This window comes from Novosphingobium sp. JCM 18896 (assembly GCF_025938095.1).
GTDB lineage: Bacteria > Pseudomonadota > Alphaproteobacteria > Sphingomonadales > Sphingomonadaceae > Novosphingobium.
In genome coordinates this window covers 1-23,688 of the sequence record NZ_JAPCZF010000009.1, presented here as the reverse complement: position 1 = coordinate 23,688, position 23,688 = coordinate 1, and the positions used below count along the sequence as shown (strand labels likewise).

The window sequence follows — 23,688 nt, the reverse complement described above, 5'->3', positions numbered from 1 at the left end:
TCAGATGATCATTACATATGCGGCCCCGAGGACCGAGCAGACGCCGAGCACCGGCAGCATGCCGGCCTTGAACCGGAACATGGCGAGTATCGCACCCACCGCGAGCGCCAGCGCCGGCCAGTTGACGGACGTTAGGACTGGGAGATCGATGGTGCCGGCTGCGAACGGCACTTCGCGGACTTGCTCGAACAGAGTGTGGATACCAAACCAGACCGCCAGATTGAGGATCACGCCGACCACTGCGGCGGTGATCGCCGAAAGCGCGGCCGACAATGCGCGGTTGCCGCGCAGCCGCTCGATGAATGGCGCGCCGGCGAAGATCCACAGGAAGCATGGCAGGAAGGTAACCCAGGTGGTGAGGATTGCGCCGAAGGTCGCGGCGACGAGCGGCGGCAGCCCGGTCGCTTCGCGGAAGGCCGCGAGGAAGCCGACGAACTGCGTCACCATGATCAGCGGCCCGGGCGTGGTCTCGGCCATGCCGAGCCCGTCGAGCATCTCGCCGGGCTGGAGCCAGCCATAGGTCTCGACTGCCTCCTGCGCGACATAGGCGAGCACCGCATAGGCGCCGCCGAAGGTCACCACCGCCATCTGGCTGAAGAAGGTGGCGATGCGGCTGAACACGTCGTCGGGGCCGAACGCGAACAGCAGCGCTGCGACCGGCCCGAGCCAGAGCAGCAGCAGGACGCCGGAGATGCGCAGCGACCAAGAGAGGTTCGGCCGGGCATGGTCGGGAAGGCCCTCGCCAAGAGCGGTGTCGCGGTCGTGGATTATCTCAGCGCCGGCGGGACCATGTCCGCCGCCGCCCTTGAATGCGGCGTAACCAGCGCGGCCACCGAAGAAGCCGATCAGCGCGGCGGCAAGCACGATCAGCGGGAAGGGCACGTCGAGCACGAAGATCGCGACGAACGCCAGCGCGGCAAAACCGCGCATGACGTTGTTCTTCAAGGCACGCGAACCCACCCGGACCACCGCCTGTAGCACCACCGCCAGCACGGCGGCCTTCAATCCGAAGAACAATCCCTCGACCAGCGCCACTTCGCCGAGCAGCACATAGACATAGCTGAGCCCTAAAATCGCGAGGAAGCCGGGCAGCACGAATAGCGCGCCCGCGACCAGGCCGCCCTTGGTCTTATGGAGCAACCAGCCAATATAGACAGCTAGCTGTTGCGCTTCAGGGCCGGGCAGCAGCATGCAATAGTTGAGCGCGTGGAGGAACCGCTCCTCGCCGATCCAGCGCTTCTCCTCGACCAGGATGCGATGCATCACCGCTATCTGGCCCGCCGGTCCGCCGAAGCTGAGCAGCGCGACCCTGATCCAGACGCGCACCGCCTCGCCAAAGCTGATGCCGTGCTCGTGCAGCGTCTCGACTGCGATTTCAGCGCGTGCGCTGGCCTCCATCTTTAGTCCTCTTTTCGCCGGGTGAAGTGAGCATAGAATCCGTCGAGCGCGGTCGATCCGCGCGCGATCCGCTCCTCGTCGTCGTCGGTGCCGGCACAGATGCCGGCGATAAGCGCGCTCACTCCCGGAGTTTCCGGGCGCTCGAACCGAGCATCGGCAATATCAAGGTCGTGAACAATTTCGCCGAGCGCCCGCAGCGCGGGGTCGGTCTCGAGACCGGTGAGGAACACCAAGGTCTCGAAGGAGCAGCGGTCGCCTTCGTGGGTGAACTCAGCGTCCGCCATGTCGAACCTCAGTTCGTCAGGCTCCGGCACATATCCTTTGCCCTCGACGAACTTGAAGCTCGCCTCGGGGTCGATGAAGCGGCGAATGAGCCAGGCGGACGCGATGCGATCGACATGGACATGGCGGCGCGTCACCCAAACGCGGCGCTTTAGCTCCGCCGGGGTCAGCTCGGGCGCACCGGGGCCGCTCACATCGGGATGTTGGTGAGAGCGGCGGTCCGCCTCGGTGATGGCGGCCTGTGCCGCCTGCCGACCATGCGCACCGAAAAAGTCGATCGCGGCGACCTCGTTCAGGCGTTTGCGCAGGCGGCCCACATCCGCCGCCGCGACATACTCGCCCTCACACAGCGCGCGCGCCTCGCGTGCCAACTCCTCATAGTCGGCGTCACGCGCAGCGTCGAACACTCCGCGCAGCTCCGCATCGCCCATGCCGCCGACAAGGCGCGCTTCGAGGATCAGCGCCTCGCCGCCATTTTCGGTGATCTCGCGATGCAGTTCTTCGAACAGCGCGCGCGTGTCCTCGCGATTGGGGAGCGCATGGACGGCGTTCTTGAGCGGCGCGGCCCCGATCGCCTGCAAACGCCGCCAGACCTTCACCCGCAAATAGGCAGGCTTAGCCGGAAGCTGCGGGATCAGGAGCAACCAAGGGGAAGCTTGTGTGTTTGTCATAGTTGTATCGTCACTAGCCTACAAGTGTAAGGGTTGCATCACAAGCCTCATGAGCATAGGACTGCTTATCCCGAAGAAAGAAACCGGAGCGCAATGTCGCGGCTCGCCGGCGGCGCGCTCGCATGACGTGAGGCTTTCCGTGTCGAGTGCGCTGATGAAGGATCAATTATGCTGAAAAAGACCATCGCCTTGGGATTCGCCAGCCTCCTGCTGGCAAGCCCGGCATGGGCAGCGCCGGACTGGTCGGCTGTCGACCGGGCGATAGGACGAGCGGGGGCCGAACAGCCGGGGGGCGTTCACCGCTACAGCTTCCCGCGTTCGGACCTGAGCGTCACGCTGGATGGGGTGACGATCAAGCCCTCCCTCGCGCTCGGCTCTTGGGCGGCGTTTCAGCCGATGGGCGACGAGGCGATGGTGATGGGCGATCTCGTGCTGACTCACGACGAGGTGAACCCCGTTTTGAGCCGCCTGCTCGCAAGCGGTTTTACGATCACCGCGCTCCACAATCACCTGCTCCGCTCTTCGCCTGCGACCATGTACATGCACATTGCCGGCCACGGCGACCCGGTGAAGCTCGCGGCCGCGCTCCGGCAAGCGCTATCAGCCAGTCGGACCCCGCTCGCCGCGCCGCAATCGCCTTCGGCCAGCGCAGCCGCATCGCGGCTCGACCTCGATGTGGCCGCGCTCAACCGGTTGATGGGCGGTGAGGGCAAGACGGCCGGTGGCATCCTCCAATACAGCTTTCCGCGCGCCGAGCGGCTGATGGACGGCGATATGGAGACTCCGCCGACGATGGGCACGGCGACCGCGATCAACTTTCAGCCAACCGGGGACGGCCGAGCCGCCATCACCGGCGATTTCGTACTTGTCGCAAACGAGGTCGATCCGGTCCTGCGCGTGCTGCGGACGAACGGGATCGAGGTCACGGCGCTGCATAATCATATGCTAAACGACGAGCCGCGGCTGTTCTTCATGCACTTCTGGGCCAACGACGACGCAGCCAAGCTCGCCCGTGGGCTGCGCGCGGCGCTCGACAGGATGAACAATCAGAGGAGTTGAACTCGGACGACGGCTCATTGGGCCGTAACCGCCGCCCGCCCGACCCCACGGCCCTTATGCAGGAAGTGGAATGGAACATGGCTAGCAAACGAACTCTCACTGTTGTCGCAGGCGTGGGCGCGGCCGCGCTGGCGATCGCGGGCGTGGCGATCGCGCAAAACCACGAGGCGAACGAAAACCGGATAATCGGCAAGCACAGCGAACGAGACATCCCGCTTGCTCAGGTGCCCGAGGCCGCGATGAACGCGGCACGCGCGCAACTCGCGTCAATAAGCAAAGCGGAGCAAGTCACCCGAAAGGCGGACGGAAGCACGCTCTATGAAATCAAGGGCAAGAACAGCGACGGAAAGACGATCGAACTGTTCGTCACGCCCGAAGGCCAGGTGCTCGGCCGCGAATGATGGATCAGCACGGGGCGCCGGCCGTCGAGGGCCGTGCGCCCCTTCCGAAATGATACTGCGGAATAGGAGACGAAAATGCGGCCAAGGCGATGGATATTGTTATGCGCCGCTTTGGCCGCCCTGCCTGATAGTGCGATCGGCCAAACCGAACCCGCGTCGGCGACGGGCTCGGCGTTGTTCGTAAGCTGTCAAGCGAATGAGCCGCGATGCGGCGCTTACCTCCAAGGCGTGCTCGACATGATGATCGTCGCGCGAAAAGCGGAATGCCGCGCTCCACGCTATGACCGATCGGCGCTGCGCGCGGCATATTTACGCTGGGCGGAGCAGAATAGCTATTTTATGAGTGTTCATATGGTGGCCGGAGCTGAACGCTCGTTAGCGAAGGCTTGGCCATGTCAGTAGCATCGTACCCCGCGGCGTAGCCTGCCCGGCGGCTGCCTTTGAGGGCAGGCGGAGCGTCCGCCTGGCGGTGAATTCCGCCAGCTCAACGATCCCATGTCGCGCCTCAAGCTCGCTAATTAGCCGATGTTCGCATTATGTCTGCCAAATCGTTGTCTGGCGCACAAACCTTGAGGTGACGCCCTCAAGCCTCGTCTCGATTACCGAGGATCCTGTGCTTCCCGCGCTCTACGATACGGAGATCGCGCTGATAGAACGCCCCGGTCTTTCGGAGACCGCGCACCGGCTTGCGCAGCACATCGTCGCCGCACTGGAGAGAGGCGCCTAGAGCCGCGCCGGCCCCCGAATGTGCCACTCACCGGCTTGACGGCGTGCCGCTGCAGATGCTCGCGACATTGAAAAACAGGAGGCGGTTCACGACCCCCACGTCGATCGAAGCATGGCGGCGGCAAAGGGCAGGGCGGCGACACAGCCGATCCTGCCGGGACTAGCAAGTGTATTGGCCTGGTCGTTCGCCGCGCCCGCGGGGAGAATCGCCTGCGCAACGGCGAGTGTGTAACACCTTTAAGTCGTTTAATCATTAACCGACCGGTACAATGTCGTTAATTCTGCCACGGACTTGTCGTAGGCCCCATCGAGCCAAAATTTGAGATATAAAACTCGAGGGAGTACGTACTTTGAGAAGTCCAATTGCACATTGTGCACCTAGCAAATTGACTCAGGGACGATAGTCTTTACGATGGAGGTGTCGAGCGCCTCGTACTCATGCAGGCCGATCACGTCGTAGAGCTCTTGGCGGGTCTGCATCTCGTCGACCATATTGTGTGTGCCGCCGTCCTTGCGGATCACGGCATAGAGCTTGGCCTGGGCTTTGTTGGCGACGCGCAAGCTGGAGACCGGCCAGATCACCATCTTGTAGCCCCAGGCCTCGAACTCATCGGCGGTGTAGAACGGGGTCTTGCCGAACTCGGTCATGTTGGCGAGCAGCGGCACGCCGGGCAGATCCTCGGCGAACTGGGCGAACATCTCACGGGTGACGAGCGCCTCGGGGAAGATCGCGTCTGCACCGGCTTCGACATAGAGCTTGGCGCGTGCCACGGCGGCGTCATAGCCCTCGACGCCAGCGGCATCGGTGCGCGCGACGATGACGATGTCTCGGCTCGCCTTCTTTGCCGCGGCGACCTTGGCGGCCATGTCCTGCGCCGGAACCAGGTTCTTACCGTTCAGGTGCCCGCACTTCTTGGGCAGAATCTGGTCTTCGAGGTGCACCGCGCCCGCGCCTGCTTCCTCGAAAGTGCGGACCATGTGCATTACGTTGAGCGCCTCGCCATAGCCGGTGTCGCCGTCAACCAGCAGCGGCAGGCCCGACGAACGGACGATCTGGCGGATGAAGAAGGCCACCTCGTCCACCGTGATGATGCCGAGGTCAGGCAGGCCCATCGAGGCGGTCATCGCCGCGCCGGAGAGGTAGAGCCCGTCGAAGCCGGCCTGCTTCGCCTGGATCGCCGCCTGGCCGTTGTGCGCGCCGGGAAGCTGGTAGATGCCGGGGCGCGCCAGCTCTTCGCGGAAACGCTGGCCGGCGCTGGTCTTGGGAAGTTCGTCAGCAACAAGATAGGGCATGGATGGTCCTTGGGGCAGGATGGATCAGGCGCGCTCGGCAAGCGGCACGAAGGTCAGGTTCTCGGGGCCGGTATAGTTGGCTGAGGGGCGAATGATCTTGTTGTCGACGCGCTGTTCCATCGCGTGGGCCGCCCAGCCGGAAGTGCGGCTGATGACAAACAGCGGCGTGAACATCGCGGTCGGCACGCCCATCATGTGGTAGCTGACGGCTGAGAACCAGTCGAGGTTGGGGAACATCTTCTTGGCCTGGTCCATCACCGTCTCGATCCGTTCGGCGATGTCGTACATCTTGGTCGATCCGGCCTCGTCCGAGAGCGCCTTGGCGACGCGCTTGATGACGACGTTGCGCGGATCGCTGATCGTGTAGACCGGGTGGCCGAAGCCGATTATGACTTCCTTGGCGTCCATGCGGCGGCGAATGTCGGCCTCGGCCTCGTCGGCGTTCTGGTAGCGCTTCTGGATTTCGAAGGCGACCTCGTTGGCGCCGCCGTGCTTGGGACCGCGCAGCGCGCCGATCGCGCCGGTGATCGCCGAATACATGTCCGATCCCGTGCCCGCGACGACGCGCGCGGTGAAGGTCGAGGCGTTGAACTCGTGCTCGGCATAGAGGATCAGCGAGGTATGCATCGCGCGCACCCAGCTCTCGGGCGGGGTTTTACCGTGGAGCAGATGCAAAAAGTGGCCGCCGATCGTCTCGTCGTCGGTCTCGACCTCGATCTCCTTGCCGTTGTTCGACAGGTGATACCAGTAGAGCAGCATCGAGCCGAGCGAGGCCATCAGCTTGTCGGCGATGTCGCGCGCGCCGGGGGCGTTGTGATCGTCCTTCTCAGGCATGGCGCAGCCCAGCGCCGAGACGCCGGTGCGCATCACGTCCATCGGGTGCGAGGCGGCGGGCAGCGCGGCCAGCGCTTCCTTCACGCTCAGCGGCAGGCCGCGCATGGCCTTGAGCTTGATCTTGTAGGCCTTCAGTTCGGCCGCGTTGGGCAGCCAGCCGTGAACCAGCAGGTGGGCGATTTCCTCGAACTCGCTGGTCTCGGCGAAGTCCAGGATGTCATAGCCGCGATAGTGCAGGTCATTGCCGGCCTTGCCGACAGTGCAGAGCGCGGTGTTGCCGGCAGCCAAACCTGAAAGCGCAACGCGTTTCTTCGTTTCAATCATGACTGCTTTCCCATCATGTTTTCCTGACTTTCGATCGAGGGAATACGCACCCAGCCTTCCATCAGCACGCGAGCACTGCGGCTCATGACCGCCTTGGTGACAATCCACTGTCCGGCTTTCAGCTTCGCCTCGGCGCCGACACGCAGCGTGCCCGAAGGATGGCCGAAGCGCACAGCCTGGCGTTCTCCGCCACCCGCCGCCTCGTTGACGATCGTGCCTGGAACTGCCGCTGCCGCGGCGATCGCGACCGAGGCGGTGCCCATCATCGCGTGGTGGAGCTTGCCCATCGACAGCGCGCGGACCAACAGGTCGATATCGCCGGCTGCGACTGTCTTGCCGCTCGACGTTTGGTGGTCAACGGGCGGAGCGACGAAGGCGATCTTGGGGGTATGCTGACGCTTGGCGGCTTCTTCCGGGGTCTTGATCAGCCCCATCCTGAGAGCACCGATCGTGCGAAGCTTCTCGAACCGAGCAAGCGCGGCGGCATCGCCATTAATCGCCTCGCGCAGCTCGGTGCCGGTATAGTCGATGTCTATGGCCCGCACGAAAATCGTGGGAATGCCTACGTTGATCAGCGTGGCTTCCAGCCTGCCGCCGGCGACCAGATCGTCCGGCACCTCGAGCGTATCGACGAGATTGCCGGTTGGGAACATCGAATTGCCCCCACCATCGTTCTTGCCATCGTCTTCTGCCGGATCGACGAATTCGAGCACGATCTCGGCTGCGGGGAAGGTGACGCCGTCCAATTCGAAGTCGCCGGTTTCCAGCACCGCACCGCCTGCGACGGGCACGTGAGCGATGATCGTCTTGCCGACGTTGGCTTGCCAGATGCGGACGGTGCGGATCCCTTCCTCGCCCGCCGCGACATAGCCGGCGTGGATCGCGAAGGCGCCAGCTGCAGTCGAGAGGTTACCGCAATTGCCCGACCAGTCGACGAAATCGGTGTCGATCGAGACCTGGCCGTAGAGGTAGTCGACGTCGTGATCGCGCACGGTCGCTGGCGCAATGATCACGCATTTGCTCGTGCTCGAGGTCGCGCCGCCCATGCCGTCGATGTGCGCGGCGTAGGGATCGGGGCTGCCGATCACCCGCTGGAACAGCCGGTCGCGCTCCGGGCCCGGCAGGCGCGCCGCTTCGGGCAGGTCTTCGAGCCGGAAGAATACGCCCTTGCTGGTGCCGCCGCGCATATAGGTGGCGGGAACGCGGATCTGCGGCTGGATGGCCGGGTTGATCGGGGGCATCAGGCAGGCTCCGCTTCGGCGGCGAGGAAGTCCTGCGCGAAGCGCTGTAGCACGCCGCCGGCCTCGTAGATCGAGACTTCCTCGGCGGTATCCAGGCGGCAGGTCACGGGCACTTCCACGCTATCGCCGCTCGCGCGGTGGATGATCAGCGTCAGGTCGGCGCGCGGGCGGCGCGTGCCGGTCACGTCGTAGGTTTCGGTCCCGTCCAGCCCCAGCGTCAGGCGCGTCGTGCCCGGCTTGAACTCCAGCGGCAGCACGCCCATGCCGATCAGGTTGGTGCGATGAATGCGTTCGAAGCCTTCAGCGACGATGGCTTCCACGCCGGCCAGCCGCACGCCCTTGGCTGCCCAGTCGCGCGACGATCCCTGGCCGTAGTCGGCCCCGGCGATGATGATGAGCGGCTGCTTGCGGCCCAAATAGGTCTCGATCGCTTCCCACATGCGCATGACCTTGCCGTCGGGCTCGACGCGGGTGAGCGAGCCCTGCTTCACCGCGCCGTCGACCAAGGCCATCTCGTTGACGAGCTGCGGATTGGCGAAGGTCGCGCGCATCGCGGTCAGATGATCACCGCGGTGGGTGGCGTAGGAGTTATAGTCTTCCTCGGGCACGCCCATTTTCGTCAGGTATTCGCCTGCCGCAGAGCTGGCGAGGATCGCGTTCGAGGGCGACAGGTGATCGGTGGTGATATTGTCGGGCAGGATCGCCAGCGGACGCATCCCGGTGAGCGTGCGCGGATTGGCGGCCAGCGCGCCGACGCCTTGCGTGTCCCAATAGGGCGGGCGGCGGATATAGGTCGACTGCGGGCGCCAATCGTAGAGCGGATCGACCTTCTCGCCCGCGCCAGTGCGTGCGAACATCGGGTCGTATACGCTGCGGAACTGCTCGGGCTTCACCGAGGCGGCGACGATCGCGTCGATTTCCTCGTCGCTTGGCCAGAGGTCGGCGAGGCGGATTTCCCTGCCGTCGACAACACCGAACACGTCCTGCTCGATGTCGAAGCGTACCGTGCCCGCCAGCGCATAGGCAACCACCAACGGCGGCGAGGCAAGGAAGGCCTGCTTGGCATAAGGGTGGATACGGCCGTCGAAGTTGCGGTTCCCCGAGAGGACGGCGGTGGTATAGAGATCGCGGTCGATGATCTCCTGCTGGATCTTCGGATCGAGCGCGCCCGACATCCCGTTGCAGGTGGTGCAGGCATAGGCGACGATGCCGAAGCCCAGCTTTTCCAGTTCGGGCAATAGGCCGGCCTCTTCCAGATAGAGCCGCGCAACCTTCGATCCCGGCGCGAAGCTGGACTTGACCCACGGCTTGCGCGTCAGGCCCAGCGCATTCGCCTTCTTCGCAACGAGGCCGGCGGCGACCACGTTGCGCGGGTTCGAGGTGTTGGTGCAGCTCGTGATCGCGGCGATGATCACCGCGCCATCGGGCAACAGGCCTTCGCGTTCCTCAGCCATCGCCTTTTCAAGATCGACGGCGATGCCGCGTTTTTCCAGTGCGGAAGTCGGCAGGCGGCGATGCGGATTCGACGGGCCGGCCATGTTGCGCACGACGCTCGACAGGTCGAACTCCAGCACGCGCTCGTACTCGGCGGTCTTGAGCGCATCTGCCCAAAGGCCGGTGATCTTTGCATAGGTCTCGACTAGCGCGACCTGCGCGGGGTCGCGCCCGGTCAGCAGCAGATAGTCGATCGTTTGTTGGTCGATGTAGAACATCGCGGCGGTCGCGCCGTATTCGGGGCACATGTTGCTGATTGTCGCGCGGTCGCCGATCGACAGGCTGTCCGAGCCTTCTCCGAAGAATTCGATCCAGGCGCCCACCACCTTCTGCTGGCGCAGGAATTCGGTGATGGCCAGCACGATGTCGGTTGCGGTGATGCCGGGCATGCGCCGGCCGGTCAGCTTCACGCCGACGATATCGGGCAGCCGCATCATCGAGGCGCGGCCGAGCATCACCGTCTCGGCCTCCAGCCCGCCGACGCCGATGGCGATCACGCCCAGCGCATCGACGTGCGGCGTGTGGCTGTCGGTGCCTACGCAGGTGTCGGGAAAGGCCACGCCGTCGCGAAGCTGGATCACCGGCGACATCTGCTCCAGGTTGATCTGGTGCATGATGCCATTGCCGGCGGGGATCACGTCGACGTTCTCGAAGGCCTTCTTAGTCCATTCGATGAAGTGGAAACGGTCCTCGTTGCGGCGATCCTCGACCGCGCGGTTCTTGTCGAAGGCCTGCGGATCGAAGCCGCCGAATTCCACGGCAAGGCTGTGGTCGACGATGAGCTGGGTCGGCACCACCGGATTGACCTTGGCCGGATCGCCGCCCTGATCGGCGATTGCATCGCGCAGGCCGGCGAGATCGACGAGAGCGGTCTGACCGAGGATATCGTGGCACACCACGCGCGCCGGATACCAGGGGAAGTCGAGATCGCGCTTGCGGTCGGCGATCTGGATCAGCGCGTCGTTGACCAGCGCCGGATCGCAGCGGCGGACGAGTTGCTCGGCCAACACGCGAGAGACGTAGGGCAGGCCGTCATAGCTGCCCGAGCGGACCGCTTCGATGGCTGCGCGGGCGTCGAAATATTGGGCTTTCGCCCCGCTGCGATGGTAAGTGAAACTTTGCAAAAAGTCGCGCTTGGCGAATTTGGTCGCGCCGAAGCTACTTCTGTCTTTCTGTGCTATTTCAGGTTGCCGCTGTTCCATGAGGCATATCTAGCAAGATGCCTTCTGTCGGATAATTGAAAGACCCACGTTTGCGCTATAGTCTTAGCCTATCGGCTAGTGCTTCCGGTGATCTGGCAACGACCGGTGAGCCAGCATGCATGTTGCTGGCCGACCTTTGTGCGGCGCAGCAGCCTCTGCCAGGGGCACAACAGATCGGCATGAAACCAACCACATTTCCTAATCGGTTAGACCCAGCGATTGTCGATCGCCTGTTGCCCCTGCCAGATCGACCCCGGCGAGCGCTGCACGAGCTTGTGCGTCAAGCAACCGGACTCTGGCGTCTGTGGCGGCCTCTTCACGGAGATTGAGTACGAAGAAATCGCTGGCTCCCAAAGAAAACCTGCGCCGTTCAGCCTCGGCCATTTCATCGGCCAGCTCAGCTTCTTGTCCCGCAAGTTGCGCGGTGCGATCCGCACCCTCCACGGCGATAACGATGGCTCTGACTTCCACCGCGATTTGGTCGCTGATCAGCTTCTGCCGCGTGCGCAGCCCATCGATCTCAGCCTGGGCTTCTGCGATCTTTCCTCGTGCCTGACGGCGTTGCAGCGGCAATGTAAAGCGCAAGCCGACAATCGCCTCTTCACCATCGCGCGATCGGCCCCCGAGGCCTGTTTGCCCCATGTCGTAAGAGAGTTCGCCGCGAAGGTCGAGACGTGGCTTGAGCTCATTCTCGGCAAGCGCGAGGCGTAGTTCCGACTGAGCAATCCGTGCATCGAGCGAACGAACGTCGGGGCGGTCAACCGGTCCGACCGGACGGGCGCTCTGAAACTTTGGCAGGGAGCTGGGGAGTCGGTCAGGGGCGGGCGACAGACGGTTGCCCGCCTCATTGCGATAGAAAAACGACAAGGCGTTCGCCGCCGCCGCAAATTCCTGCTCAGAGCGCACCACGAGAGCACGGCGGCGCACGATGTTCTGATCCGTTTCCGTCAGGAGGATGTCTGCCCTAGCGCCGAGCTGAACCTGGCGCGCAATGCCGCCTCGCCGAGTTTCCGCGAGTTCGAGCAAAGACTGGTATGCCTTGAGACGCAAGCCTGCGGCGACCCAGTTCTGATAGGCTGATACGGCCCGTGCCTGCACACCGATCGCTACCATTTCCCGGTCGAGACGCGCCACATCTATGTCGCGTGCGGCAATGGCTGCGCGTCCGCGCCGCTCGTCGATGGCGCTGTCGCGCAGCAAGGCGAAAAGGCCCCCGATCTTTAGCTCGCCGAGCCGATCCGTGTACGCCTTGTCCTCATAGATCGGAAAGGTGCCTCGCGAGACCCGGTATCCTCCATAAACCTGTCCGCCATTACCCGTAAGTGGACGGTATGCGCGGCTCTCGATCGTGCTTCCATCGTAGTAGCCCGCGACACGACTTTGCGCGTCGATCTCGAACACTGTGTCGAAAGCGCCTTCAGCCGTCAGAGCACGTCCTTCGGCCTGGCGCACGCGGGTCATAGCCTCGACAATTTGAGGGGCATGAACAGCCGATGCTCTCAGAACTTCGTCGAGTGTCAGAGGCGATGTTCCCTGGGCTGCCAATTCCATTGGCCAGAGCATTAGCAGTACCCATACACGCCGGAGCATCACTTTGCCTTGCCCGCTTTAAGCACAGCCGCTTCGTCGTCCTTTCCATGCTCGGACTTGGCAACACCTTGTCCCTCGCCGAATGACAGGGGAAAATCATTCAGTTGGCGCCAGAGTTCGTAGCCGACAGACACCGTTTCCATCTGAATCCAGCCCCGTACCTTGGCCCCGAGCCGCGCGAAGCGGCGATCTGGCCAGGCAGGCTTGCCCGGCATGGGCTCAATCAGCACACGAAATAGGCCATTGGCGCCGGGCGTCGGGTCGAGCCCGCGGACTCGGCCATCAAAAAGGCCCTGCGCCACCGACGGCCAACCGCTGAACTGGATCGCCGGCCATCCTTCGAATTCGAGCCGCACGGCTTGGCCGGTGCGCACAAGCGCCACATCGCGCCCATCTATGTAAAGTTCGACAGCGCGTTCCACCCGCTCGGGCGCGACAACTGCCAGCACCGTTCCAGCGGACACAAGAGCACCACCGGCGGCTGCGTTGACGTTCTGAATGCGGCCATCGCGCGGCGCCCGTACGAGTTGCGCCGACTGACGGCTGACCTGCACGTCGATCCGATTCAACTTCGCTCGCGATTCCGCGAGCTTTGCCGCTGCGTCGGCAACCTTGATCTGAGCCTGTTCGAAATCGCGCCGTGCCGCCAGCCCCTCGGCCAGAAGCTGCCGCGTTCGGCCGACATCGATGTTCGCTACGGCTTGCCCCTGCCGAACGGCCGCGATCTCGGCTTCGACCTGCGCCCGTTCGGCCGCAAGGCGTGACAACATATTAGGATCTACGTCTACGACGCGGGCGATAGGTTGTCCACGTTCCACATGCTGGCCATCCTGCACGTACCATCGCTCAATGCGTCCAGGGATCAGGGCCGCCACGTCTTGCGCACGATCATCAGGGTCAAGCGCCGTCACCTTCCCATCGCCGATCGCCGTCTGAACCCACGGCACGTAGAACATGATCGCAGCCGCGAGCGCTACGCCAATTCCGATCATCCAGGCGATGACGACCGAAATGCGGGGGGTGTGCATCGCGGCGAGCGTGGGAAAGTGAGACAGGTGCTCAGCGCGGTACGGCATGGCCAACCTCCAGCATCGCGACGAAAGCTTGCAATGCATCTCGTCCGTCAAATCGGCGCTGTTCGCGACGTCCTAGCCAAAGCCAGCCATCCAGTTCGATAGGTCCCGGGCGGCCGGTGCAGAGGAGGACGGTGGTTCCCGCCTTCCGCAGATCGCTTAAGACCGCGGCCAGTCGCTCGGGCGGCATCACATCGAACAGCGGCGACAAGAGCAGAAGCTTTGGTTTGGCCAGAAGCGCGTTCGCGAGCTTCAATTCCATGACCTCGCCGACCATGAGCGGCCAACCCGAAGAGGCCAGCGGCGTATCGAGACCGTCGGGCAACATGGCTATGCGCGGCGACAGACCGACCGCACCGATGGCATCGAGCATGGCAGAGGCGCTGGCATGAGGGGCTGCAAGTGACAGATACTCTCGGATGGTGATCTCGACTATGGTTGGTCGATCGAGCACGATGATCTCGGAGCGGAGCAGATACATGTCCAGTCCGCCCAAATCTGCTCCACCGACAGTAACCAATCCTTGCTCGGGTGCTGCATGGCGCTTGAGAACCCTGGCAAGCAGGCGCTCGACGCCAGCTTCGGCGACGATGACAAGCTGTTCACCGGCGGCGAGCGCGAAGTCGAAACGCGCTGTTTCGATGGCCACATTGCGCAATGCCACGGCGCCGTCTCGGGGGCCTTCGGCACGATCGTCCGGCGCAGGCTCCTGTGGGATTGCGTAAAGCAGCGATAGTTCTTCGGACGAAGCGACGAGATCGTAAAAGGTGTCTAGATACCAGCCAAGCTGGGACACGCCGTAGAAAACACCCGACAAGATCAGTTCCGCCGCGACGAGCTGCCCGATCGACAGCTGGCCCGAGAGAATCAGATTGCCCCCTAGCGCCAGCAGGGCAGCGGACGCGGTCGCGTAGAGCAGGAGACACGCCAAGGTCTGGGCAAAACTATAGCGGAAATAGCGGCGATGCCGCTCGACATAAGTTGCGGTCATGGCTTCGGACCGATCCATCGCAAAGCCAAGATGTCGGCTCGATTTGTAAAAGCCGTTTGATCCGCCGACGGTCTCCAGCCACCGAGCTGTATCGTGCTTGGCGTGGGAGAGGGCGACGGCCGAGGTCAGCGAGCCGCGCGACCATAGCAGCCAGACCAGCAGCAGGGCGACAATTAAAATGACGTTAAAGGCCAAGAAGAAAGGATGGTAAAAGCCCGTTATCGCCAGACCTACGGCCGACTGTAGAACGATGGTGAAGCCACCAATCAGCAGACTAGGCACCGATTTCTGCACGACGCCGAGATCGAAGTAGCGGTTGAACAGATCCGAACGCCGGGCGTCGCCAAAGAATGGATCCCGGGCGTGGACGGCGCGAACCGTGATCTCCGCGACGACACGCGCGAAAATCCTGCGTTCGAACAATGCCATGAGATGCACCCGCAGTGCGCTCAGCACTGCCACGATGAGCAGCAGAACGAACAATACCGCTGACAGGGTCCAAAGCGGGGCCGGCAAAGCGGTATGAGCCACGCTGTTGATGAGCAGCTGCACCGAAATCGGCGTGGCCAGCGACAACAAGCTTATGGCAACGCCATATACGGCTGCGAGACGAAGATAGCTCGCGTCTGGTCCGATAATCTCGGAAAGCCAACGCGCCGCGTCGCGCAAGCCGAGTTGCTGATGTTCCGCCATCTATTCCCCTGATACGTTTCGAACCTGCCCGTACAACGAAGCCATAAGCCTTGCGTCGGTCAGAGGCCAATATGTTCTGTTGCGATTTGCCTATAGGCTGTGATTATATCGCATCCATGCCGACACTTCGCCAACTTGAATATCTCGTGACAATTGCGGACACACAGTCGTTCGTAGAGGCCTCTCGGCTCACCAACGTGTCGCAGCCGACGCTCAGCCAGCAGGTCAGGGCGCTCGAAGATCGCCTAGGTGTCAGGCTGCTAGATCGCGGAACCGCTGGCGCCGTGCTGACGCCAGTCGGCCGCAGCGTCGTGGTCACGGCGCGGCGAATGCTAAGCGATGCACGCGACATCGTCGCTCTGGCGTCCAGTTCGGCAAATAATCTGACGGGTACCCTAAAGCTTGGCACTACCCCGACCTTGGGTCCCTACCTGCTATCGCCGATCATCGCCGAGCTTCACCGGGTCGCGCCAGGCCTACGGCTGCACGTTCGTGAAGGCATACCTGACGACCAGGTACTCGAGCTTTCGCGTGGTAACATTGATGTCGTGCTTGGACCTATGCCGATCATGGGCGAAGGGCTGACGGTCGAACCTTTGTTTCGCGAGCCGCTACACCTCGTCGCGGCGCGAGACCACGCGCTTGCTAGTGAAAAAGAAGTCGCATCGGAAGCACTTGCGGGCTGCCCTCTGCTATCGCTCGACCCGCGCCACCATTTCGCGCGGCAGGCCGCCGAGATCGCCGAGGCCTATGCCATGAAAATTGCGCCGGACTATTATGGCACCAGTCTCGACAGCCTGCACCAGATGGTGGCAAGTGGGCTTGGTTTGAGTATATTGCCGAGCCTGTACCTTCGATCGGATGTCGGAGGATCGGTAGGGCTTGTGAAACTCAGCGTTCGCGCGTGGCGCCGGCACCGCTCCATTGCGATGGCTTGGCGGAAGCAATCGCCGATGGATGCAGCCTTCAGGCTGATCGCCGAGCACGTGCAGAAATGCGCGCGGCAGATGCTTGACCCTATAGCTTCCGCCTAACGCTTGGACGCGATCCTTTCTATTTTTGTTGCGTCCAGACCGCACCTAACTTTCCTCCCAAGCCGAACCGCTGCGTAACACTTCTGCGACACGGTAAGCAGGCCGCTGGCAGCGGCGAAGTCTAACTTTGGAGGAGAAAAATCATGTCTGAACTGCTGGTCGTCGGCTTCGACAAACCGACCGACGCCGATCGGGTGCTCACCGATCTCAACAAACTTCGGCGCGAGTATCTGATTGATCTTGCCGACGCGGTGGTCGCCATCCGCGATCCCGATGGCAAGGTCCACATCAAGCAGTCGATCAGCATGGTCGGGCGAGGCGCTAGCTGCGGTGCGCTGTCCGGAGCGGTATGGGGTACGCTGATCGGCCTGCTCTTTCTTAACCCACTGGCCGGTCTAGCGCTCGGGAGCGCGGTGGGTGCAGGCACCGGCGCGCTCTCGGGTAGCCTTGTTGACTACGGCATCGACGACGACTTCATCCGCGAGATCGGCGATACGCTGACACCCGACAGCTCGGCGCTGTTCCTGCTGATCCGCAAGGTGCAGCCGGAGAAGGTTCTCGTCGAACTCGAAGGGTATAGCGGCCGCATCCTACGCTCCTCGCTCTCACCTGACGACGAGGCCAAACTGCAAGCCGTGCTTATCAAGGAGCAGACTGCGGGATCGTTGCCGGATCCCGTCGCGGCGTGATCCATCGTGTTTGCTCTACCCCTGAGAGTGTGGGGGAATTCACGACTGTACAGCGAAAGGAAATAATCTTGCGCAGCATACTCCTGCCGCTCAGCGACGAGCGGCAAGATCGACACTCCTTGATGGTAGGAACTCAGATCGCTGAACTCGTCGACGGGCATCTCACCGCCTTTCTTCCTCTCATCGACTTCGCGTCCCTCCCCGTACCGCACCACCCGCTGCTGGCCGGTTGGGACAACATGGTCGCGGAGAGCCTCGCCTTCGCCGAACGGCGCGAAGCTGCGGTGAGCAAGCTGCTCCATGAATTGAAGCTGTTGCCTGGACCGGGCGAGGAGGGTCGCCCTAATTTCTCCTTTGAAGCCGTCTACGGAAATGACGAAGCTGTCATCATAGATGCAGCGCTCACCCACGATCTGGTGATATTCGCGCGTGCGGATTGGACGGATGACGACCAGAAGGTTCCGGTCACCCCACTACTGAAATGCACGATCGAGACCGCCGGCCGGCCGGTGCTGATCACGAGGGGCGAGTTAGAAACTGACTGGACGCGAACCGCGGCGATTGCTTGGAACGGCAGCCTCGAAGCGGCCCATGCCGTGACAGCGGCGCTGCCCCTGCTGAGCCGAGCGGAAGCGGTTCACATCGTGATTTTCCCGACTACCCGAACGGACTCGACGCGCGCTCAGCAGTTGATCGGCTATCTCGATCGCCATGGGATCCAAGCCGAGCTGCACATTCGGGATTCAGAAGCGCCGATCGGGGCAGCGTTGCTCGAAACGGTCGAGAATCTCTCAGCAACATTCCTGGTGATGGGCGGATACACGCACTCTCGGTTGCGCCAGACGCTGTTCGGCGGCGTCACCCACCACGTCCTGGAACAAGCGAGGCTGCCGGTGTTCATGGCGCGCTAGCGCCATAAGCTAGTTGAGGAGGAGTTATGTCCCCAAGCGCGCACAAGCATGGCCGGGGCGCTGGATTTGATGCTCCCATCGTCATTGTCACCGGCGCGTCCGGCACCCTTGGTCGGTCTATCTCTTCCGCTCTCTCGCATGATTATCGCGTGGTAGGTCTCAATCGGACCGCCAGCGAGGCTCCGATTCCGACGTTTGCAACCGACTTCTCCAACGCTGCGGCTGTCGAGCTGGCGATGGTAAAGTTCCGTGAACGGTACGGATCGCAAATCGCGAGCGTGGTGCATTTAGCCGCCTATTTCGATCAGTCGGGTCAGGATCACCCACTTTACGAGGCGGTCAATGTCGAGGGCACGCGCCACCTGCTGCGCGCCCTCCAGGAATTCGAGGTCGACCAGTTCGTATATGCGAGCACGTTGCTCGTCCACGCGCCATGCAAACCGGGTGAGCGGATCACCGAAGATCAGCCGTTTGAGCCGGCCTATGCCTATCCGCAGTCGAAGCTCGCAGCCGAACGCGTGGTTGAGCAGGAATGTGGTCGCATCCCTTTCGTGACGTTGCGTCTCGCCGGCGTCTACGATCGCGATCACTTGGTTCCCACGCTCGCGCAGCAGATCGCCCGCATACACCAGCGCGACTTGCAAGGCTACTTCTACGCGGGGTCGCCGCTGACGGGCCAGTCGATGCTGCACAAAGACGATCTTGCCGAGGCGGTGCATCTGGCGGTTGATCGACGCGCCACGCTGCCGCCGGACGCCGTCATGTTAATCGGGGAACCCGATCCCCTGAGCTACGACACGTTGCAGGACGAAATCGGATATTTGATCCATGGCGTCGAGGACTGGCCAACCCTTCGAGTGCCCAAGCCGCTCGCGGCGGCAGGTGTATGGGGGCTCGAGCGGCTCGAACCGCTCATCCCCGACGCGATCGACCGCGGCGAAAAGCCTTTCATCCGCCCCTACATGGCCATGATGGGCGACCACCACTACGCGCTCGACACGTGGCGTGCGAAAACACTGATTGGCTGGGAACCAAAGCACCGGCTGAAGGACGAGCTCCCCGAGATCATAGGCGCTCTCCGCCGCGATCCGGTGGGCTGGTATGGGCGGCACGGCATCACACCGCCCGATTGGCTGCTATCAGCGCAAGAGGCGGGACACGAGCCTGACACGCTGCTTAATGGCTATTTGCGCGCAAGGCGCGAAGAACATGGTCGTTACCGTTGGGCGCACTTCGTCAACGTCGCGCTCGGCACTTGGCTCATAACCTCACCGCCACTGATCGGTGTCTCCGATCCGCGCATGATCGCAAGCGACATAGCTGCCGGCGCACTCGTCATCGTTCTCGCGCTCGCATCCATGGCATGGCGAGCAACCTGGGCTCGCTGGGCCACGGGTGCGGTCGGTATATGGCTACTATTCGCGCCGTTGTTCTTTTGGACGACAAGCGGCGCTGCCTATCTCAACGACACGCTGGTCGGCACGCTGGTTATCGGGTTTGCGCTCGCGCTACCGCCTGAGCCAGGCCCGTCTCCTGTGGCAGCCATGACCGGACCCGACATTCCCCCGGGCTGGACCTACAATCCCTCCGCATGGACACAGCGCCTGCCGATCATCGCGCTAGCACTCGTTGGTCTCTACGTTTCGCGCTACCTCGCCGCCTATCAACTCGGCCAGCTTGATGGTGTGTGGGAGCCGTTCTTTGCGGGCAGCGCTTCCGACCCGCAGAACGGCACCGAGGAGATCATCACTTCGACCGTGGCCGAGGCTTGGCCAATCTCCGACGGTGGCCTGGGCGGGATCACCTACATTCTGGAGATCCTCACCGGGGTCTTGGGATTGAAGGCGCGCTGGCGGACTATGCCTTGGCTAGTCATCCTGTTCGGCCTCCTAATCGTGCCGCTTTCGGTAACCTCGATCAGTTTCGTCATCATTCAGCCGTTGGTGATCGGCACCTGGGGCACGCTGACGCTCGTCGGCGCTGCGGCTATGTTGCTTCAGATCCCGTTCGCCGTGGACGAGCTGATCGCGTCGCTCCAGTTCGTTCGGCGCCGAGCGCAAGCCGGTCGCAACTGGTTGCACGTCCTGTTGATGGGCGACACTGATACTGGTGAGGTTGAAGTTACGGATGACGCGTTTAACCGCTCCTTTGGTGCGGTCGTCCGCGATAGCGTGACCGGAGGCGTTAGCCTGCCCCCAACGCTGGCGCTCAGCGCCCTAATCGGCTTGTGGCTGCTTTTCACCCGGCTAACGCTCGGTAGCACCGACTCGATGGCCAACGCCGATCATGTGATCGGCTTCTTGGTCCTAACAACGGTCTCGATCGCCGCGGCAGAAGCGACCCGGGCGGTTCGCTTTCTCAATATGGCCTTTGGCGCGGCCCTGATCGCGCTGCCCTTCTGGTACGGTTCGCCGATCTCTGGGCTGATTAATGGCGTTGGGTGCGGTATTGCGCTCATCATGCTGAGTTGGCCGCGCGGACCGATTCTGCAGCGCTACGGTCGGTGGGATCGCTTGATTGCCTGAAATGGTGGCCCTGCGGAACAGTTTAGGGCCACGCTGTCGCCAGAGGAGCGTCCCGATGAACAGTCTCGTTGTGCTATTACTGGGTGAAAACAGCATGCTGACAAGTAGACGAGTCCGCGAGCGTGGCAGGCCCAGCCCCGATCTCGGGAGCATCACCGCGTTGTGGGCCAAGAGGCTGACGGTGAAGCTCGCGGTCACGCGTCATCTGCCGCGTCCGGACGTGGCGCTCAAGCGGGCCCGTCAGGTAATGACTAAACTCGCTGGGCGCACAGAGCAGCAGCCACGTCGCGACAGATTGCTCGATACCCACATCGTTGTAACCCCGTGTTAATCTTCAGCTTCTTCGGCGGGCTGTTCCTCCTTATCGTAGGAGGCGAACTTCTGACGCGCAGCGCGGTCAGGTTGGCCGAGGGCCTGAGGCTCTCGCCATTGTTGATTAGTCTGACCGTTGTGGCGTTCGGAACGTCAGCACCCGAACTTGCCACCAGCGTCGATGCCGTCCTCCTGGGATCGCCGGACATCGCGATTGCCAACGTCGTCGGATCCACCCTTATCAACAGCTTGGTAATCTTGGGGATTGCGGCGCTCATCAGGCGTCTGCCTGTCGAACCTTCTATGTTGACACGCGATGCAAGCTGGATGGTGGCCGGAACCCTCCTCCTCCTTCTTCTTGTGTGGGACGGGTGGCTTGAGCGGACTAGCGGCGCCCTGCTGTTTCTGCTGCTTGTCGGCTATATCGCTATGGCCTACCGTGCTGGTTCAAACCGGCGACGTATTGTCGATCATGCAGTTGGGCCGGGACGCGTGCCTGCTACCGGAGGGTTCGGTCATGACCTTGATCTCCTGGTCGCAAAGCTTGGCTGGATTCTGGCGTCCTGCGTGTTTGCTGTCGGACTTGGCCTGCTGGTTCTGGGCGGAATCATCTTTGTAGAAGCGGCGATCGACATTGCCGGGATGTTCGGCGCCTCCGAGACTGTGATCGGTCTGACCATTGTCGCCGGCGGAACCTCAGCACCTGAACTAGTAACCTCGGCTATTGCGGCTTACAGGGGGCGCACAGATGTGGCGATCGGCAATGTTCTGGGCTCCAACATCTACAACATGCTGGGCGTCACCGGTATTGTCGGCCTTGTAGCACCCGCTTCGATCGATCCAGATATCGCAACCCTGGACCTACCAGCCACGGTCGTAGCGACGGTGCTGGTCGTATTGGTGATGGCGAGCGGGCGACAGGTGAGCCGGATCGAGGGCGCCATTCTACTGAGTGCCTACGCGCTGTTTCTGTGGCTGCACTTGACTTGAACTCACGAAATGGAATTTTAATCACTCGTCCGGTGCTTGATGTCAGACACCACGTCAGCGCGAATCCGGCGCTGAGGCGGCCTTTCGTCTGATTACCAAGCAGCTTCGTAAGCATACGCCGAGGGCCGCGGCAAAGTTAGGTCAGGCGGCGAGATCGACCTTTATCGGTCTGCCAGTTCCACGGGAGCAATTCGTTGATCCGGCTAATGGGATGGTCGGCGATGCGGGCGAGCACGTCGGCGAGCCATGCCTGGGGATCGACGTCGTTGAGGCGACAGGTCTGGATCAGCGAGAACGCAACCGCGGCCCGTTGACCACCGCGGTCGGAGCCGCAGAATAGCCACGACTTACGTCCCAGGGGCACACAGCGCAGCGATCGTTCGGCGGCGTTGTTCGATAAGCAGACTCTGCCGTCGTCGAGAAAGCGAGTGAACGCACCCCAGCGGCGCAGCATGTAGTTGATCGCCTTGGCGAGATCGTGATTGCGCGAGATTCGGGCGAGCTGTGCGTTCAGCCATTCGTGGAGCTCGGCTATCAGCGGCGCGCTGAGTTCCTGGCGGGCCGCGAGACGTTCGACCGGGCTCTGGCCGTTGATGACGCGCTCGATCGCAAACAGGGCATCGAGCTTCTGCACGGCTTCGAGCGCGATCGGATAGACGAGCCCGGCCTTCTCGCCGCGGCTCTTCTTGCGCGCCGCGCCATCGACGTCGGCCAGCTCGAAGAATTTTCTCCTGGCATGCGCGAAGCATCCAGCCTCGAGGATCTGCCCCGGTTGCCGGTTCGGAGCGTATAGCTCGTTGTAGCCGCCATAGGCGTCCGCCTGCAGAATCCCGGACCAGGCAGCAAGATGGTGCCTCGGGTGATCGCCGCGCCGGTCGCGCGAATAATAGAAGATGACCGAAGGGGGATCATTGCCACCGAAGGGCCGATCATCGCGAACGTAGTCCCACAATCGCCCGGTGACGGTCTTGCCCTTGGCCAGGATCGGCACGGTGGTGTCGTCGCCGTGCAGGCGCTCGGCGGCCAGGGTGTGGGCCTCGATCAACTGGTAGATGGGCGTCAGCCCGAGACAGGCCGCGCCGATCTGGTCGGCGAGCGTCGAGACGCTGAGCGGCACACCTTCGCTGGCAAAGCGCTCGGCCTGGCGGTGAAGCGGCTGATGCTGGCCGTACTTATCGAACAGCAGCATGGCGAGGAAGCTTGGCCCGGCCCAACCGCGCGGAGTGACGTGAAAGGGTGCCGGCGGCTGCGTGATCTTCTCGCAGTCCCGGCAGGCGAACTTCTCGCGCACCGTCTGGATCACCTTCCACGAGCGCGGGATCACTTCGAGCGTCTCGGTCACATCCTCGCCAAGCTTCGACAGGCGGTCGCCGCCGCAGGCCGGGCACGAGCACGGCGCAGGGACCACGAGGCGTTCGCGCGGGAGGTGATCAGGGAACGGCTTCCTGACCGGCTTCTTGCGCTCGAACGCAGTGATGGTCGACGTCTTCGCCGCAGCAGCTTCGGCGGCGAGCTCGTCCTCGGACGCGTCAGCTTCGAGATCTTCGAGCTCGAGCTCCATCTGCGCCAGCAGTCGCTCGGTGCGTTCCGCGCTAGGGCCAAACTGCTCGCGCCGCAGCTTGGCGTTCTGCAGCTTGAGATGCGCAATCATCGCTTCGGCGGCACTCTCCCGAGCACGGGCATTGGCCAGTTCGGCCTCCGCTTCATCCGCTCTCTGGGTCGCAATCGCGAGCAACGCCTGAAGCGCCTCGACGTTGTTCGGAAGGGGCGAAACGGCGGCTTCCACGGCATTGAGTGAATCATCGCCGCCGCTCACGCGCAAGCCGAAAATGGGCTAGTTCAAAGCTATCCAGCGCTTTGCGGACGCCAGGAATATTGCGGGTTCCTCCAGTCGATCCCGTCGAGCAAGCAGGCAAGCTGTGAACTCGTCAGCGACACCACACCGTCCTTCGCCG

General features: G+C 62.8%; 19 protein-coding genes. 9 read left to right on the top strand and 10 right to left on the bottom strand.

Annotated features, from left to right (window positions below; all coding sequences use genetic code 11):
* Both chrA and OLX23_RS22535 read right to left on the bottom strand, forming a co-directional pair.
* Positions 1-1,398 carry a chromate efflux transporter gene (chrA, locus tag OLX23_RS22540; protein ID WP_008603799.1) on the bottom strand — a complete coding sequence of 466 codons (1,398 nt, stop codon included), beginning with the start codon at positions 1,396-1,398 and terminating at the stop codon, positions 1-3.
* A gap of 2 nt (positions 1,399-1,400) precedes the next feature.
* Positions 1,401-2,324: a chromate resistance protein ChrB domain-containing protein gene (locus OLX23_RS22535; RefSeq protein ID WP_008603798.1), complete on the bottom strand. Its 924-nt coding sequence runs from the start codon at positions 2,322-2,324 to the stop codon at positions 1,401-1,403.
* Positions 2,325-2,519: 195 nt separating this feature from the next.
* Between OLX23_RS22535 and OLX23_RS22530 the strand changes: the two genes are divergently transcribed.
* The 3 genes from OLX23_RS22530 (at position 2,520) to OLX23_RS25865 (ending at position 4,213) form a co-directional block, all read left to right on the top strand.
* The gene (locus OLX23_RS22530) at positions 2,520-3,410 is read left to right on the top strand and encodes a DUF1259 domain-containing protein (RefSeq protein WP_008603797.1); all 891 of its coding nucleotides are present in this window, start codon (positions 2,520-2,522) and stop codon (positions 3,408-3,410) included.
* A gap of 77 nt (positions 3,411-3,487) precedes the next feature.
* Positions 3,488-3,811 (top strand): PepSY domain-containing protein, encoded by a 324-nt coding sequence (locus OLX23_RS22525; protein WP_202408384.1) that lies wholly within the window; start codon positions 3,488-3,490, stop codon positions 3,809-3,811.
* A gap of 75 nt (positions 3,812-3,886) precedes the next feature.
* On the top strand, positions 3,887-4,213 hold the full coding sequence (locus tag OLX23_RS25865; RefSeq protein WP_223178489.1) for a Rap1a/Tai family immunity protein: 327 nt from the start codon (positions 3,887-3,889) through the stop codon (positions 4,211-4,213).
* Between the two features lie 702 nt (positions 4,214-4,915).
* Here OLX23_RS25865 and prpB read toward each other — a convergent pair.
* From prpB to OLX23_RS22490, 7 genes are all read right to left on the bottom strand, one after another.
* The gene (gene prpB / locus OLX23_RS22520) at positions 4,916-5,830 is read right to left on the bottom strand and encodes a methylisocitrate lyase (RefSeq protein ID WP_264447498.1); all 915 of its coding nucleotides are present in this window, start codon (positions 5,828-5,830) and stop codon (positions 4,916-4,918) included.
* A 24-nt stretch (positions 5,831-5,854) separates the two neighbouring features.
* A complete protein-coding gene (prpC, locus tag OLX23_RS22515; RefSeq protein WP_264447497.1) occupies positions 5,855-6,988 on the bottom strand; it encodes a 2-methylcitrate synthase in 1,134 nt (377 codons plus the stop codon).
* Positions 6,985-8,229: a 2-methylaconitate cis-trans isomerase PrpF gene (prpF, locus tag OLX23_RS22510; protein ID WP_264447495.1), complete on the bottom strand. Its 1,245-nt coding sequence runs from the start codon at positions 8,227-8,229 to the stop codon at positions 6,985-6,987. The genes prpC and prpF overlap by 4 nt, the downstream gene beginning before the upstream one ends.
* A complete protein-coding gene (gene acnD, locus OLX23_RS22505; protein WP_264447494.1) occupies positions 8,229-10,847 on the bottom strand; it encodes a Fe/S-dependent 2-methylisocitrate dehydratase AcnD in 2,619 nt (872 codons plus the stop codon). Before acnD ends, prpF begins: the two co-directional genes overlap by 1 nt.
* A 276-nt stretch (positions 10,848-11,123) precedes the next feature.
* Entirely contained in the window at positions 11,124-12,476 is a 1,353-nt protein-coding gene (locus tag OLX23_RS22500; protein WP_264447493.1) for a TolC family protein, read from the bottom strand.
* A gap of 38 nt (positions 12,477-12,514) precedes the next feature.
* Entirely contained in the window at positions 12,515-13,591 is a 1,077-nt protein-coding gene (locus OLX23_RS22495; RefSeq protein WP_264447491.1) for an HlyD family secretion protein, read from the bottom strand.
* Positions 13,575-15,272 carry an ABC transporter ATP-binding protein gene (locus OLX23_RS22490; RefSeq protein WP_264447490.1) on the bottom strand — a complete coding sequence of 566 codons (1,698 nt, stop codon included), beginning with the start codon at positions 15,270-15,272 and terminating at the stop codon, positions 13,575-13,577. Before OLX23_RS22490 ends, OLX23_RS22495 begins: the two co-directional genes overlap by 17 nt.
* 116 nt (positions 15,273-15,388) lie before the next feature.
* Here OLX23_RS22490 and OLX23_RS22485 point away from each other — a divergent pair, with 116 nt between their 5' ends.
* The 6 genes from OLX23_RS22485 (at position 15,389) to OLX23_RS22460 (ending at position 21,733) form a co-directional block, all read left to right on the top strand.
* A complete protein-coding gene (locus OLX23_RS22485; RefSeq protein WP_264447488.1) occupies positions 15,389-16,306 on the top strand; it encodes a LysR family transcriptional regulator in 918 nt (305 codons plus the stop codon).
* A 143-nt stretch (positions 16,307-16,449) separates the two neighbouring features.
* Complete coding sequence (locus tag OLX23_RS22480) at positions 16,450-16,995, top strand: DUF1269 domain-containing protein (protein WP_264447487.1); 546 nt, start codon at positions 16,450-16,452, stop codon at positions 16,993-16,995.
* 68 nt (positions 16,996-17,063) lie between these two features.
* Positions 17,064-17,906 (top strand): universal stress protein, encoded by an 843-nt coding sequence (locus tag OLX23_RS22475; protein WP_264447486.1) that lies wholly within the window; start codon positions 17,064-17,066, stop codon positions 17,904-17,906.
* Positions 17,907-17,932: 26 nt separating this feature from the next.
* Positions 17,933-20,431 (top strand): NAD-dependent epimerase/dehydratase family protein, encoded by a 2,499-nt coding sequence (locus tag OLX23_RS22470; RefSeq protein ID WP_264447485.1) that lies wholly within the window; start codon positions 17,933-17,935, stop codon positions 20,429-20,431.
* Positions 20,432-20,486: 55 nt separating this feature from the next.
* Positions 20,487-20,762 carry a hypothetical protein gene (locus OLX23_RS22465; RefSeq protein WP_264447484.1) on the top strand — a complete coding sequence of 92 codons (276 nt, stop codon included), beginning with the start codon at positions 20,487-20,489 and terminating at the stop codon, positions 20,760-20,762.
* Positions 20,756-21,733: a calcium/sodium antiporter gene (locus OLX23_RS22460; protein ID WP_264447483.1), complete on the top strand. Its 978-nt coding sequence runs from the start codon at positions 20,756-20,758 to the stop codon at positions 21,731-21,733. Before OLX23_RS22465 ends, OLX23_RS22460 begins: the two co-directional genes overlap by 7 nt.
* Before the next feature lie 136 nt (positions 21,734-21,869).
* Here the strand turns inward: OLX23_RS22460 and tnpC are convergent, their stop codons facing one another.
* Complete coding sequence (gene tnpC, locus OLX23_RS22455) at positions 21,870-23,519, bottom strand: IS66 family transposase (RefSeq protein WP_264447634.1); 1,650 nt, start codon at positions 23,517-23,519, stop codon at positions 21,870-21,872.
* Positions 23,520-23,688: the final 169 nt, after the last annotated feature.